This window comes from Psychrosphaera sp., assembly GCF_982872775.1.
This window is the reverse complement of sequence record NZ_CEYNSH010000025.1, coordinates 1-14,129: the sequence shown is the minus strand read 5'-3', so window position 1 is coordinate 14,129 and position 14,129 is coordinate 1. Positions and strand designations below refer to the sequence as shown.

Annotated in this window: 13 protein-coding genes; all 13 read left to right on the top strand. The window is 37.3% G+C overall.

The genetic code is table 11. The annotated features are described in order from the left end of the window. Positions 1 to 45: 45 nt before the first annotated feature. The 13 genes from AC4E96_RS08910 to galE all read left to right on the top strand — a co-directional run bounded on the left by AC4E96_RS08910 (position 46) and on the right by galE (position 13,966). A complete protein-coding gene (locus AC4E96_RS08910) occupies positions 46 to 1,056 on the top strand; it encodes a Wzz/FepE/Etk N-terminal domain-containing protein (RefSeq protein ID WP_490255566.1) in 1,011 nt (336 codons plus the stop codon). Between the two features lie 57 nt (positions 1,057 to 1,113). Then, positions 1,114 to 2,127, top strand: a complete 1,014-nt coding sequence (gene pseB, locus AC4E96_RS08905; protein ID WP_490255565.1) for a UDP-N-acetylglucosamine 4,6-dehydratase (inverting) — start codon at positions 1,114 to 1,116, stop codon at positions 2,125 to 2,127. Between the two features lie 17 nt (positions 2,128 to 2,144). Then, positions 2,145 to 3,311 (top strand): UDP-4-amino-4,6-dideoxy-N-acetyl-beta-L-altrosamine transaminase, encoded by a 1,167-nt coding sequence (gene pseC, locus AC4E96_RS08900; protein WP_490255564.1) that lies wholly within the window; start codon positions 2,145 to 2,147, stop codon positions 3,309 to 3,311. After that, positions 3,311 to 3,997 (top strand): pseudaminic acid cytidylyltransferase, encoded by a 687-nt coding sequence (gene pseF / locus AC4E96_RS08895; RefSeq protein WP_490255563.1) that lies wholly within the window; start codon positions 3,311 to 3,313, stop codon positions 3,995 to 3,997. The genes pseC and pseF overlap by 1 nt, the downstream gene beginning before the upstream one ends. Continuing rightward, positions 3,998 to 5,068, top strand: a complete 1,071-nt coding sequence (gene pseG / locus AC4E96_RS08890) for a UDP-2,4-diacetamido-2,4,6-trideoxy-beta-L-altropyranose hydrolase (protein ID WP_490255562.1) — start codon at positions 3,998 to 4,000, stop codon at positions 5,066 to 5,068. After that, a complete protein-coding gene (locus AC4E96_RS08885; RefSeq protein WP_490255561.1) occupies positions 5,065 to 5,715 on the top strand; it encodes a formyltransferase family protein in 651 nt (216 codons plus the stop codon). The genes pseG and AC4E96_RS08885 overlap by 4 nt, the downstream gene beginning before the upstream one ends. Further along, on the top strand, positions 5,705 to 6,760 hold the full coding sequence (gene pseI, locus AC4E96_RS08880; RefSeq protein ID WP_490255560.1) for a pseudaminic acid synthase: 1,056 nt from the start codon (positions 5,705 to 5,707) through the stop codon (positions 6,758 to 6,760). The genes AC4E96_RS08885 and pseI overlap by 11 nt, the downstream gene beginning before the upstream one ends. Positions 6,761 to 6,766: 6 nt before the next feature. Further along, positions 6,767 to 8,029, top strand: coding sequence for an oligosaccharide flippase family protein (locus AC4E96_RS08875; RefSeq protein ID WP_490255559.1), 1,263 nt, complete (start codon positions 6,767 to 6,769; stop codon positions 8,027 to 8,029). Beyond that, positions 8,026 to 8,985: a polysialyltransferase family glycosyltransferase gene (locus AC4E96_RS08870; RefSeq protein WP_490255558.1), complete on the top strand. Its 960-nt coding sequence runs from the start codon at positions 8,026 to 8,028 to the stop codon at positions 8,983 to 8,985. The genes AC4E96_RS08875 and AC4E96_RS08870 overlap by 4 nt, the downstream gene beginning before the upstream one ends. Continuing rightward, on the top strand, positions 8,982 to 10,256 hold the full coding sequence (locus AC4E96_RS08865; RefSeq protein WP_490255557.1) for a DUF6418 domain-containing protein: 1,275 nt from the start codon (positions 8,982 to 8,984) through the stop codon (positions 10,254 to 10,256). Before AC4E96_RS08870 ends, AC4E96_RS08865 begins: the two co-directional genes overlap by 4 nt. Before the next feature lies 1 nt (position 10,257). Beyond that, on the top strand, positions 10,258 to 11,196 hold the full coding sequence (locus tag AC4E96_RS08860; RefSeq protein ID WP_490255556.1) for a glycosyltransferase family 2 protein: 939 nt from the start codon (positions 10,258 to 10,260) through the stop codon (positions 11,194 to 11,196). A 335-nt stretch (positions 11,197 to 11,531) separates the two neighbouring features. Further along, positions 11,532 to 12,911: an undecaprenyl-phosphate glucose phosphotransferase gene (locus AC4E96_RS08855; RefSeq protein ID WP_490255555.1), complete on the top strand. Its 1,380-nt coding sequence runs from the start codon at positions 11,532 to 11,534 to the stop codon at positions 12,909 to 12,911. 29 nt (positions 12,912 to 12,940) lie between these two features. Then, the gene (gene galE, locus AC4E96_RS08850) at positions 12,941 to 13,966 is read left to right on the top strand and encodes a UDP-glucose 4-epimerase GalE (RefSeq protein WP_490255554.1); all 1,026 of its coding nucleotides are present in this window, start codon (positions 12,941 to 12,943) and stop codon (positions 13,964 to 13,966) included. Positions 13,967 to 14,129 lie beyond the last annotated feature (163 nt).

The window sequence follows — 14,129 nt, the reverse complement described above, 5'->3', positions numbered from 1 at the left end:
TGACTCAGTAGTAAATCAATGACTTACAAAAAGTGAGGTAGCAAGATGTCTGAGACTGCAAGTGAAAATCAAAAACTTTGTGAACTTAAAGCACAACTTTCAGTTTATAAAGAGATTGCAAAATCAAATGAGTCTTTTCAAGAAAGTAAAGTAGATGAGATAGATCTTAATAAGTGGATCGATGCCTTGCTAAATGAAAAGTGGAAGATAATTTTAACGACAGTATTTTTTTTATGTATCTCTCTGTCATACGCACTTCTTACACCTAATATCTATAAATCTGAGGCAATTGTAATCTCAAATAGTAATGAACCATCTTCAAATGGCTTGAGTGCACTAGCTGGTCAGTTTGGTGGACTGGCATCACTAGCTGGAATAAACCTGGGAAGTAACAGCAACGATAAAACTTCGTATATTCTACAGGTAATGCAGTCAAGGAACTTTTTATTTTCTTTCATTAATGAAAATAGACTAAAAGTTGAAATTATGGCTGCCGAAGGTTGGGATAGGGACAGCAATCAAATTACGTTCGATGAAAATATTTATGAAAAAGCAGCCCATAAATGGGTTAGAGACAAAGGACCTCGATACCCAAAAGAACCGACTATTTTAGAAACATACGATAAATTCAAAGAAGAGATGTTATCTGTAAAACAAGATAAAGAAACTGGCATGATAAAAATTGCGCTAAGCCACTATTCACCTTATTGGGCAAAGCAAACTTTAGATAAACTGATCCTCGCTATTAACTTGGAAATTAAAAACCAAGACATGATTGAGGCAACTAAAAGCATTGAGTATTTACAAAACGAAGTCAAAGAGTTAAAAGTTGTAGACTCACAAGCGATGTTTTTTCAATTGATTGAGCAACAGTATCAGACCTTGGTTTTGACTAAAGTTAGAGAGGATTATGCCTTTAAAGTTGTTGATGCTCCAATTGTACCTGAAGAAAAAGTTAAGCCTCAACGGATTCTAATAATTATTCTTGGGACGATTATGGGGCTCCTAATTTCTATTGTACTAGTTACCTTGATGCAAATTAAAAAGAATAGATAGAGACTTTTACTGTCAAAAACTAAAAAATATAAGATTAAATAATTGAGTGAATTAGAAATGTTAAATAACAAAACTGTATTAATTACCGGTGGTACTGGTTCTTTCGGTAAAAAGTTTATAGAAACTATTTTGGATAGATATCCAGATGTTAAAAAAATCATCATTTATTCTCGAGATGAATTAAAACAATCGGTAATCAAACAGAAATACCCTCAGTATGAGTTCCCTCAGCTTAGGTTCTTTATTGGTGATGTTCGTGACAAAGAAAGATTAACGCAAGCTTGTGAAGGCGTTGACGTGATTATTCACGCTGCAGCTATCAAGCAAGTGGATACAGCAGAGTACAACCCAACTGAATGTATCCGGACAAATGTTGATGGCGCAGAAAATGTAATTCACGCGGCATTAGCATGTGGTGTCAAAGATGTTGTTGCATTATCAACAGATAAGGCTTGTGCGCCAATCAACTTGTATGGCGCTACCAAATTAGCATCCGATAAACTTTTTGCCGCAGCGAACAATATTCGTGGCTCTAAAGACATTAAGTTTAGTGTTGTTCGTTATGGTAACGTAATGGGTTCTCGTGGGTCGGTTATTCCTTTCTTTATCGAAAAGAAAAAAGACGGTGTATTGCCAATTACTCATGAAGAAATGACTCGTTTTAACATCTCATTGCAAGACGGCGTCAATATGGTGATGTATGCGATTGAAAACCATATCGGTGGTGAAATTTTCGTGCCTAAAATCCCATCTTACAAAATCACTGATATTGCCACTGCCATCGCGCCAGAATGCGAAACTAAAGTTGTTGGTATCCGTCCAGGTGAAAAACTTCACGAAGAAATGATTACCGATACTGACTCTTTGAATACGATTGATTTGGGTCGATACTACGCAATTTTACCATCAGTTTCATTTACCTATACAGAAGAAGAGTTTATGAAGCACCACAATGCAGTAAAAGTGCCGTTTGGATTTAAATATAACTCTGGCACAAACACTGAGTGGGAAACTGTTGAGTCACTCCGTGACTTAATCAAGGAACACGTAGACCCTAACTTTTCTGTTTAATATTTGAAGTAACTAATATGATCCCTTACGGCAAACAAGAAATTATCCAACAAGATGTGGACGCAGTTGTAGAAGTTTTAAATTCTGACTTCTTGACGCAAGGACCTAAAGTACCTTTATTTGAAGAAGCTATTCGTAACGCAGTTAATTCTGAATTCACATTTGCAGTTAACTCTGCGACATCAGCTCTGCATATCGCTTGTTTAGCCTTAGGGGTGAGTAAGGGAGATGTCGTTTGGACAACTCCGATAACATTTGTTGCTAGTGCAAATTGCGCGCTCTATTGTGGTGCAGATGTTGACTTTGTTGACATTGATGAAGAGACTTACAATATGTCTCCTGCTCTTCTAGAGGAAAAGCTGGAGCGTGCTAAACAAAATAATGAAAAGCTACCTAAAGTTGTTATACCCGTTCATTTATGTGGTCAGCCTTGTGATATGGCAGCGATTCACGAATTAAGTAAAAAGTATGGCTTTAAAGTAATTGAAGACGCATCACATGCAATAGGTGGCAAATACAAAGGTGAGCCTATCGGAAACTGTCGTTTTAGTGATATTACTGTCTTTAGTTTTCATCCAGTTAAAATTGTTACTACAGCGGAAGGTGGGGCAGCGACGACAAATTGTCCAGAACTAGCGAAGAAGCTTAATTTATTAAGAAGTCACGGTGTTACAAGAGACCCTGAACTCATGGAAAATGAGAGTCATGGTGGCTGGTATTATGAGCAAGTGGACCTTGGCTTCAACTACAGAATGACAGAAATGCAAGCGGCTTTGGGCGTTAGCCAAATGTCTCGAGTGCACGAATTTGTAAAATCTAGAAATTTATTAGCCGAGAGATATGATCAGCTTTTAAAGACTTTACCTGTCGTTACGCCTAAACAAATTCAAGACTCCTATTCTGGCAGGCACTTGTATGTCATCAAATTAGAGTTAGATAAAGTAAGCCTGACACACAGAGCTGTCTTTGATAAATTGAGAGAGAAAGGAATTGGTGTAAACTTACATTACATTCCAGTTCATACTCAACCATATTACAAAGGGCTAGGTTTTGAAGTGGGGCAGTACCCAAATGCAGAAAAATACTACGCTGAAGCTATTAGTATTCCATTGTTTCACGGTATGACGCGTGCTCAGCAGGACGAAGTCGTTAAAGTTTTAACTGAGACGTTAGAGGCCAAGTAGTGAACGTTGCGATTATTCCAGCGAGGGGCGGAAGTAAACGTATCCCTCGCAAAAATATTAAGAATTTTCACGGTAAACCTTTGATAGCGTATTCAATTGAAGCCGCAATAAATTCTGGCTGTTTTGAAAAAGTTATTGTTTCAACCGACGATGAAGAAATTGCGGAAGTTGCTGAGAAGTATGGTGCGACGGTTCCGTTTATTCGACCTTCTAACATTTCAGATGACTACGCCACAACCATGGATGTTATCCAGCACGCCGTTAGACTTTTGAAAGTAGATGGATTAGACATCAAAAATGTATGCTGTATATACGCAACGGCTCCGTTTCTACAGCCAGAGACATTGCGTTTAGGCTTAACTACGCTCGAACAAAATAGTGCTAGTTATGCATTTAGCGCAACTTCGTTCCCTTTCCCAATTCAAAGAGCTATTAAGTTAGACTCGAACTCTAGAGTTTCCATGTTTAATCCTGAGCACATGAATACGCGCTCTCAGGATCTAACAGAAGCATTTCATGATGCAGGTCAATTTTATTGGGGGACGAGCGAAGCCTTTGAGCAAGGTCTTCCGTTTTTTACTGAAAGCTCCGTTGCGGTGCAGATCCCAAGAAAGCGAGTGCAAGATATAGACACTCCGGAAGACTGGGAAATTGCTGAAATAATGTTCTCAGTTTTGGCAGATTAAATGAAAGTTGTGTTTAGAGCCGATGCATCAACGCTTATCGGCAGCGGCCATGTAATGCGATGCCTGGTTTTGGCGCAAGAATTTGCTCGTAGAGGTCATGACGTACATTTCGCATCGCGACCTCAAAAAGGCGACTATTTAGATTTTATTAAGTCTAAAGCGTTAACATTAGTACCGTTAAAAGAGCCACTTGAAAATTTTTCCATATCACATAATGACTATGAAAATTGGTTACAAACAACTTGGATTGACGATGCACAAGACTTTCTTGATAAAGTTAAATCCGGAGACATTGTTGTTGTGGACCACTACGGCATTCCAAAAGAGTGGGAAAAACATGTCGGACAACAGCTAAACGCTGATGTGTTAGCAATTGATGACCTCGTAAGGCAACACAACGCTGATTTTATTTTGGATCAGACTTACGGGCGCATCAATGACGAGTATTCGGTAAATAACCCAGGAAGTACTTTATTTTGTGGCAGTCAATATGCGTTATTGCAAAGTACGTTCACGAAAATAAGGCGCAATGGAGGCATCTGTCAAAGACCACAAGACACAATAAAAGTTCTTGTCACTATGGGGGCAGTTGACTTACCAAATGTAACCTTGTCTGTTGTAAAAACGTTACTTAAAACACAAGTAAACAAAATGTCAGTAACGGTATTATTGAATAAATCTGCGCCTCATTATGAAGCGGTGAAATCTTTTTGTAGAGAGTGTGATAATGTTAATCATTTGGACTTTGAAAGCAACATGGCAAAGTTGATGAGCGAGCATCACATCGCTGTCGGTGCACCAGGAAGTACTTCTTGGGAGAGGGCATGCTTGGGATTACCGAGTATTCTCATTCCAATCGCTGACAACCAAAAAGACATTGCTAAAAATGTATCAGCTGCCGGCGCTGCAATTATTGTAAAAATGGATAATATTGACGTTGACCTCCCAATTGCATTCAACACCATTTTAAATAATTGGCCGGACTTTCAAGAGAAAGGATTGGCATTAGTAGATGGTCTGGGAACTCAACGAGTTGTTGATGCAATAGAACAGAATATAGGTAGTGAATGATGGTAAAAGTAACATTGTTATGCACGGATAAAAACCATCCAGTTTTTCCTTACTTACAGCGCTGGCGAGAAGAGAACCAAAACAAATTTGAAATTCAAATCCTTAATTCTGTAAAAGAAGTAAATGACGGTGGTGATATTCTATTTTTGGTTTCTTGTTCTGAAATTGTAAGAGAAGAAACAAGATCCCTGTTTAAGCATGTACTTGTTTTACATGCGAGTGACTTGCCGACCGGAAGAGGTTGGAGCCCACACATTTGGGATATCGTAAACGGAAAAAACAAGATAGTTTTATCATTACTTGAAGCCAAAGAGCCTGTAGATACAGGCGATATATGGAAAAAGTTACCAATTCCCTTAACTGGAAATGAACTTTATGACGAAATTAATGAACTGCTTTTCAAAGCAGAATTAGAGTTGATTGATTGGGCTTGTCAAAATGTAAATGATGTCAAACCTCAAAAACAACCATTTGTAGATGACAACTACTTAAGAAAAAGAACTCCAGAAGACAGTGAAATAGATATTTCTAAGTCTCTTGACAGTCAATTTAACTTATTAAGAGTATGTGACCCAAACCGCTTTCCAGCGTTTTTTTATAAAGATGGTCAAAAATATACAATTAGGATCGAAAAACATGAAAACTAAATTTATAGAAATTGATAACAGAAAAATTGGTCCAGATTTTCCACCGTATATCATTGCTGAGCTCTCGGCTAATCACAATGGTGATATCAATAGAGCGTTTGAAATCCTTGAAATGGCCAAGGAGTGTGGTGCCGATGCGATTAAATTACAAACCTACACGCAAGATACACTGACTATAGATTGTGATAAGCCTGACTTTAAAATTGAAGGCGGATTATGGCATGGAAGAACGCTTTATGACTTGTACTCAGAAGCTCACATGCCATGGGAGTGGCACGAGCCTTTATTCAAAAAGGCAAAAGAACTAGGTATTACGATATTTAGCTCTCCTTTTGACAATACTGCGGTTGACTTACTTGAAGAGCTAGGCGCGCCTGCATACAAGATTGCATCATTCGAAGCAATCGATTTACCACTTATTGAATACGTCGCGAAAACCGGTAAGCCGATGATCATATCTACGGGAATGGCCAATAAAGAAGAGATTCAAGAAGCAGTGGATACTGCTAAAAATGCGGGTTGTAAAGACTTGGTAGTGTTGCATTGTGTAAGTGGTTATCCGGCCCCTGCAAGTGACTATAACTTGGCAACAATTCCTGATATGGCACAACGATTTGATGTTTTGACTGGTCTTTCAGACCACACAATTGACAACACAACAGCCGTGTCGTCAGTTGTTTTGGGGGCATGTCTGATTGAGAAGCATGTAACATTAGACAGAAACGGTGGTGGTCCGGACGATAGTTTTTCTTTGGAAAAGCCTGAGTTAAAGCAGTTGTGTGTTGACAGTAAAGTTGCATGGGAAGCTCTCGGTAAAGTTAATTACGAGCGCAAAGAAAGTGAAAAAAACAACTTAGTGTTTAGACGCTCATTATACGCGGTAAAAGACATTAAAAAGGGTGAAAAGTTTACATCTGAAAATGTCAGAAGTATTAGGCCTGGGTATGGTTTGGCACCGAAGTATGCGAAATTAGTATTAGGCAGCCACTCTCAATGTGACGTTGAGAGAGGTACTCCTATAACGAAAGAAATGTTAACCAAATAATTTAAAATGTTGTTAAAAAATTCCGCTATATATTTCGGTGCTAATGCAATTAATGCGTTAGCACCGTTCTTACTACTACCAATCTATGCTCGATACCTCGAGAAAGGAGATTTTGGTAAGTTAAGTATGTTTATAGTTTTCTATATGGGTCTCTCTGTAGTAATGGGTTTGGGTTCACAGGCCGCTGCAAGCCGGAAGTATTATGACGATATTAATGAATCTGACCTGACTGACTTTAACAGCCAGTGTATAAACTTATTAATTTATACATTCGTCTTCTTCGTTCTAATTATATCTATATTTAAATCTCCGTTGCAGTCTTTACTGTCAATACCTTTGAGTTGGATGATTGTTGGTACGGTAATAGCGTTAAATATTTTTATTTTGCAATTTCGATTGATCCAGTGGCAAGTACGTAACAAAGCAAAAAGTTATGCGGTACTTCAAATAGTAAATAGTTGTAGCGGATTATTAATAACAGTTTTATTTTTGTTTTTTATTTCAAATGATAGCTGGGCGAGAGTCATAGGGCTTTTAATAACAACAAGTATGGTAAGCCTGTTTTGTATGGTTAGCCTTTGGCGTTCTAGTTTAATTAAAGTATCGCCCCCAAATCTTCGATACCTCAGAGAAATTTTAACCTTTAGTGTTCCTTTGTTGCCTCACGTAGTAAGCATGTTCGTACTAAATTGGATTGATAGAGTAATAATAAACGCTTATTCAAATTTAGAAGAGGTTGCGCTGTTTACAATGGCTAGCCAATTAAGCCTAGGTGTTATAGTTATATTCGATGCTATCAACAAAGCATTTGTGCCTTGGTTATTTGAGCAATTAAAAAGTGGCGACTTAAAAATAAGGCGAAAAATTGTAACTAGAACATATCAGTATTTTGCACTTTTAGTAGTTTCAATACCGGTTGTTTTCATAATTTCGAAACCTATTATTCTTCTAATCGGTGGTCAAGATTACGAAGGAGCTGCGAGTTTGTTTAATGTACTTTATTCTGGGCAAGTACTTGTTGGGATGTATTTGATGGTAACAAATTATTTGTTTTATATGAAGAAAACAGCGTTGTTGTCTCTTACCACTTTGATATCTGCGGGCATTCACATATTTCTTTCAATTATTCTGATACAAGAAATGGGAACTATGGGCGTTGCAACGTCTTTTCTTTTTGCGATGTTCGTAAGGTTTTTTTTAGTTTGGTTTGCATCTACAAAAGCAGTAAAAATGCCATGGTTTCAATTCAATCAAGGTGAAGTAAAGTGAACATTTTTTTTGCGTTAGGAAGAAGTCAAAGCTTGTTTTATGAACAGATAATTTCGACTACTGAGGAAAGGGAGAGAACGATTCTAGTCTCTATGTTTTTGTCTGACCAAGCAAAGGTTTCTAAAAAGTTTATATACGTTGGCGGGAGCAGCTATTTTTCAAAAGTTAAAAATGCATTAGTAGCATTTTGGGCATTGACTGGGATTAGACAGCAAATTAAAAACCTTTATTCACCCCATTGTGCCTATTGGTTAGTCAGTTATTTATTAAAAAAACCAAAGATAAAATTTAATTTATGCTACGACGGTATTCTTAATATTAGAGATGTGTCAATGGACTCTGAACAAATTCACCAATATTGTAAAAGACAAAAGCGTTTATCAAACCTGTTTGGACAAAAGTATTTGAGACCAGAGGGAGATCTCTATAATAGTTTAAACCAAGAGATAGCGACCGGGTATTTTCCGGAACTGCTCGTTGATCATTTGAGAGTAAGGGGTTTAGAAAAGGAAAATATAAAGCTTATTGAAATCCCGACTACGGAGTTGCCTTACAAGGAAAAAGTCGCTTTCTTACTAGAGCAGCCATTTTTAAATACAAAAATGTCGCTCGAATTCGTTACTAAACTGAGAGCTTATTGTGAACGATATGAAATAGCGACTTTGTACATTAAACCTCATCCTATGCTGCGTAAAAGTTCATTTAGCTCTCTTTCTAGTGAATTTAGTGAGATAACTGTAAAGATACTTACTGAAGATAAAGCTGCAGAAAACTTGGTTCTTAGCCTTTCGCCTGAACATATTATCTCAACGAATAGTAGTGCTCTAATTTTGTGTAAAGCATTGGCCCCGAATTCAAAAGTCGTGTCTATAGGTCCTCAATTGTCAACAAATCCAGATGAAATAGATCAACTAATTTCACTCTTTAGATCATTGAAAATTGAAGTAGAAAAATGATTATTTATAATATTGTCTGTGTGATGATTTTGATTTTGTTTGTTATTCTTTATTCAAAGATTTCAACAGATAAGCTTTTCCCACAGTTATTATTTTTTCTTTTTACTATTATTGGATCGTTGTCAGTCCTTTATTTAGAAAATTTTCCTATATATATTTTTGAACAGGATAAGACGTCTTACTTCAATGGCTCGGCGTTAATTCTTACTCTCATGTTGCTTCTTCATGCTATAGGCGCCTACCTTGCCAACTTGGTGTTTAAAAGAGAAGTCATGACCCGACAACTAAATGCACGTGTTTTAGGACTAGATTTAAACTTTTTATTTAGTGTTTTGTTTCCATTAATACTATTAACTTTGTGTTACATCAATATTGCGATTAGCGGCGAAATCCCGATTTTTTCTTCAGGGTATATAGATAGGTTTGAGTACATTGTAGCCACTAAACTTTGGTTTTTACTTTCAGCTTTTGGTGTGACGACTTCAATCATACCTATTTCATTTGGTTTTGCGTTCGCACATTATCGCCCTTTCAGGGGATTTATTGCTTTGCTCTTCTTGCTGTACTTAGTCTATATCGTTTTTATAGGTCATAAGTTTGGTGGATTAATTTGGGCAATGTTTTTCTTTTCGCTCCCATATGTAGTTATTTACTTTAAAGGTAATCTATTTGTAGTACTAAAGAAATATTTTTTAGCTCTAACATTATTTGTTGCTGCTGTATTTGGCTTAATTCTCTACCATTACAGCCAATACTCTTTTGCTCAAGATTTTGGTGGCCCAGTCGCATTTCTTTTTTACCGTATATTTGGTTTAACAGGGCATTCCTTTTGGGGAGGTGTAAATGAATTTATAGGAAGTTTATCTACACATAGCATGGATAAGTTAATGCTTTATTGGAATGGTATGGACAATTTAATGCTCAGTCTGGGAAGGGATGGGATTGAAAGCGCCATTGAAAGAGGCGTCCAATGGACATTCGCTTATTTTGGTGTGTCATTGATGTACTTAAAGTGGTTTGCATTACCAATTTTCGTTTTAAATGGGTATCTATTTACTTTAGTTTGTTACCTGGTTAGCAAAGAAGCCCGAAGAAAAGACTTTTTATCTTATTTTATACTAATAAATATTTTAAACTGGTACAGCATTTACTTATCAAGCGGCTCACTCTCGGACTTGATATCTTTAAAGGTTGTATTGTTTTTAATTTTGTATCTATTTTGGATTGAGATTCAATCCGTATATAAAAAATCATCACACAGGCAGCATTAAATTGGAACATGAAAAAAAGAAAGTAACAGTAATAATTCCTACTTATAATGCAGAGAAGTTTGTACCAGCGCTTTTGAAAGGTTTAAATGAGCAATCATTATGTGACTTTCAAATGATTGTTGTTGACTCGTCTTCTACTGACAAAACAGTACAACTGATAGAGAGTAAAGCTGATATATTACTCCAAATAGATCCAAAAGACTTTGACCATGGAGGTACAAGGACTCTTGCTGCTAGCTATGCAACAGGAGATATTATTGTTTTTCTTACTCAAGATGCAGTTTTGTCAGATAAGGACTCATTGAGAAATATTGTTTTGTCGTTTGAAGACGAATCGATAGGAGCTGCCTACGGTAGACAATTGAGTTATGAAAATACTAACCTGTTTGGTAAGCACCTACGAGAGTTTAATTACCCGAATACTTCAGAAATAAGAAACAAAAAAGATAAAAAACGACTGGGAATAAAAACAGCTCAGTTGTCCAATTCATTTGCAGCTTATAGGAAAAGTGTCTTTGCCAGTTTAGGTGGGTTTCCAGAGAAGCTGATCTTGGGTGAAGATGTTTATTTGGGTGGTAAAATTATAAATGAAGATTTCAACATTGCATATGTCGCAGACGCCCCAGTGATACACTCTCATAGCTATTCTATTGCCGAGGATTTTAAACGTTACTTCGATATTGGCGTGTTTCATCAAATGGAAAAGTGGTTAATTGAGGACTTTGGAAAACCAACTGGCGAAGGGAAAAGGTATGTCATTTCAGAGCTTAACTTTATTATTAAAAATAAAGCTTTTACCTTATTTCCTCAATTTTTGATTCGTAACGGCGCTAAGTTTATTGGATATAAGCTGGGAACAAAGTATAAAAGGGTTCCTATGAAATTAATAAAAAAAATGAGCATGCATTGGAGATGGTGGGAAAAGTATAATTCAACTTAAAAGTTAATGAAGAAAGCCATTAACGGTTTGTTTTCGTTTAGTCAGTTTACATTGCAAAGCTCTTGGTGAGTTCACACTTTGTTGAACAGAAAAGTTTTAGCCTGCTTAAAATACTGCAGAGTACTTAGCTGGAGTTATTTTGCGATTTAATTTGATAGTGTTATGAAGAACTGTGCCTTTATACTCGCATGTTATATAGACACCTCATGAACTGGTGCTATTTGATGCAGTAATTAGTTAAACAATTAATAAAGTGATACTTGTAGTTGGTAGGTCACTAAGCCGCGCCAATTAAAATTAGCTTTATCAGTTATCAAATTTTATGGAAAGTTTAAATGTTAATTAAAAGTGAAAATTCACTCATCATCTGGTCACATAGATTGGTTGACGCTGTTTCTCCCCTTCTTATGTTATGTATTCTATTCAAAATTACTGAAGCGCCGATAGAAAGTTCAACTTTAGTATTAGGTCTTGCCTCAGGGTTGTTATTTTTAATGTTAGGTCAACTATTTGGAAACTATATTAATTGGAAAGGTAAGAGCGCGTTAAATATATTTGGAAAGACTGCGATCACTTGGAGCGTTACTTGGTCGATCACAGTTTTGGTATTATTTTTCGTTTCCATTCAATTAACATTTCCCAAGGAGGTTTTGATTTATTGGTTCATATCTAACCTTTCATTCCTTTTTTTCCATAGGGTAGTGGCTCGCTTTATTACCATGGTAACGAGAAAAAACACTGGTGCCCTAAAGAAAGTTGCCATATTTGGTGCAGGGAAGCTAGGGCTAAACCTCTCGTCGGTAATAGAAAAGGATTCGTGGTTAGGGCTAAAATTAGTTGCGTTTTATGACGATAATCAATCTTTATTAGGGAAAAAGTTTGATAGTGCAGTTGTAAAAGGTGCTTTAGAGGAGTTGTTTGAAGATGCTCGGAATGCAGAATTCGACGAATTGTATATTTGCCTGCCTATGCGAGCTGAAAAAAGAATAAAAGAAATTTTACTTCAATTGACCGACTCTACAATTGTCGTAAAATTAGTTCCAGATCTATTTACATTTGATCTTATGCACTCAAGAATTTCAAATTTAAAAGGGATACCAATAGTTAGCGTATTCGACACCCCTTTTAATTCGTTGACTGCGCGATTAATTAAAAAAATAGAGGATCTTGTGCTCTCTAGTTTGATACTTATCCTAATAAGTCCAATTATGCTTGCACTCGCTATAGGTGTTAAGTTGACCTCACCAGGTCCTGTATTTTACCGACAAACTAGAATTGGCTGGAATGGAGAAAAATTTGAGATGCTAAAGTTTCGCTCTATGCCTGTTGATACAGAATCCACGGGCGTTCAATGGGGAAATGCTGGTTCCAAGACAAAAACTCGATTTGGGGCATTTATAAGATCAACAAGCCTTGATGAACTACCACAATTCATAAATGTTTTACTTGGTGATATGTCAATTGTTGGTCCTAGGCCGGAACGGGACGTATTCGTGGAAAAATTTAGAAAAGAAGTACCAAGGTACATGCAAAAACATATGGCAAAAGCCGGAATCACCGGTTGGGCTCAAATTAACGGTTGGCGTGGAGATACCTCCTTAGAGAAAAGAATTGAATTTGATTTAAGTTACATTAATAACTGGTCTCTATGGCTAGATATCAAAATAATTATAATGACTGTATTCAAAGGTTTTGTTAATAAAAATGCGGTTTAACTATTAATTTCTTTTTTTAAGGTTACATAATGTTTAAAACTAGTATTTTAGTAACAGGTGGCGCCGGCTATATCGGCAGCCACACTATTGTTGAGTTATTAAAAAACGATTACAACGTGGTTGTCGTTGATAATTTATCAAATTCTAGCCCTAAGAGTTTAGAGCGTGTAAAAGAAATCACAGGTAAGTCTGTGTCGTTTTATGAAGGTGACATCCGTGACCGTGAGTTTATGCAGTCGGTTTTTGCTAAGCACACTGATATTGAGGCTTGTATTCATTTTGCTGCGCTTAAAGCGGTAGGTGAGTCTACTGAAATGCCGCTGATGTATTACCAGAACAATGTTGCAGGTACGTTGACGTTACTAGAAGAGCTTGAAAAAGCGAACATCAAAAAGTTTGTATTTAGTTCTTCAGCTACGGTTTATGGCGACCCTGAGACGGTGCCAATTACTGAGTCATTCCCAACGTCAGCGACAAACCCTTATGGCCAATCCAAGCTTTCTACAGAATTAGTATTGCAAGACTTACACAAGTCTGACCCAAGTTGGTCTATTTCTATCCTGCGCTACTTTAACCCTGTTGGTGCGCACGAGTCTGGCCTTATTGGTGAAAGTCCGAACGGTATCCCAAACAACCTAATGCCGTTTGTGCAGCAGGTGGCGATTGGTCAACGTGAAGCGCTCGCTGTATTTGGTGACGATTACGATACGCCAGATGGTACCGGGGTTCGCGACTACATTCATGTCGTTGACTTAGCAAAAGGGCACCTTAAAGCATTAGAAAAAATCACCAGCGAAACGGATCTTTTTATCCATAATCTAGGTACAGGTAATGGTTACTCTGTTCTAGAAATGGTTAAAGCCTTTGAAGAACAAACTGGTCAGCCAGTGCCATATAACGTTGTCGATCGCCGCCCAGGTGATATCGCGACATGTTATGCGGCGACGGATAAATCTGAGCGTGAGCTAGGTTGGAAAGCGGAGCTTGGGCTTGATGATATGGTTAAAAGTGCATGGAAGTGGCAGTCGATGAATCCTAAGGGGTTTGAGGAGTAATCAATTGCTTGGTCGCGCAATGGTATCTGACTGACTATTGGGTAACATTTAGCTCGGCCGCCAAGTACTTCCGTGTAATGCTTAGGCCGGACATCCCTGTCCGGCAACGCCTCGTAAATGCCTACCCAATACTCAGCCCTATTAAATTGAGCAGCCTTCACCT

Bases quoted from the DNA above. Each gene is read 5' to 3' on its own strand.
- AC4E96_RS08910 (WP_490255566.1), top strand. From the start codon at position 46: ATGTCTGAGACTGCAAGTGAAAATCAAAAACTTTGTGAACTTAAAGCA.
- pseB (WP_490255565.1), top strand. From the start codon at position 1,114: ATGTTAAATAACAAAACTGTATTAATTACCGGTGGTACTGGTTCTTTC.
- pseC (WP_490255564.1), top strand. From the start codon at position 2,145: ATGATCCCTTACGGCAAACAAGAAATTATCCAACAAGATGTGGACGCA.
- pseG (WP_490255562.1), top strand. From the start codon at position 3,998: ATGAAAGTTGTGTTTAGAGCCGATGCATCAACGCTTATCGGCAGCGGC.
- AC4E96_RS08885 (WP_490255561.1), top strand. From the start codon at position 5,065: ATGATGGTAAAAGTAACATTGTTATGCACGGATAAAAACCATCCAGTT.
- pseI (WP_490255560.1), top strand. From the start codon at position 5,705: ATGAAAACTAAATTTATAGAAATTGATAACAGAAAAATTGGTCCAGAT.
- AC4E96_RS08875 (WP_490255559.1), top strand. From the start codon at position 6,767: ATGTTGTTAAAAAATTCCGCTATATATTTCGGTGCTAATGCAATTAAT.
- AC4E96_RS08865 (WP_490255557.1), top strand. From the start codon at position 8,982: ATGATTATTTATAATATTGTCTGTGTGATGATTTTGATTTTGTTTGTT.
- AC4E96_RS08855 (WP_490255555.1), top strand. From the start codon at position 11,532: ATGTTAATTAAAAGTGAAAATTCACTCATCATCTGGTCACATAGATTG.
- galE (WP_490255554.1), top strand. From the start codon at position 12,941: ATGTTTAAAACTAGTATTTTAGTAACAGGTGGCGCCGGCTATATCGGC.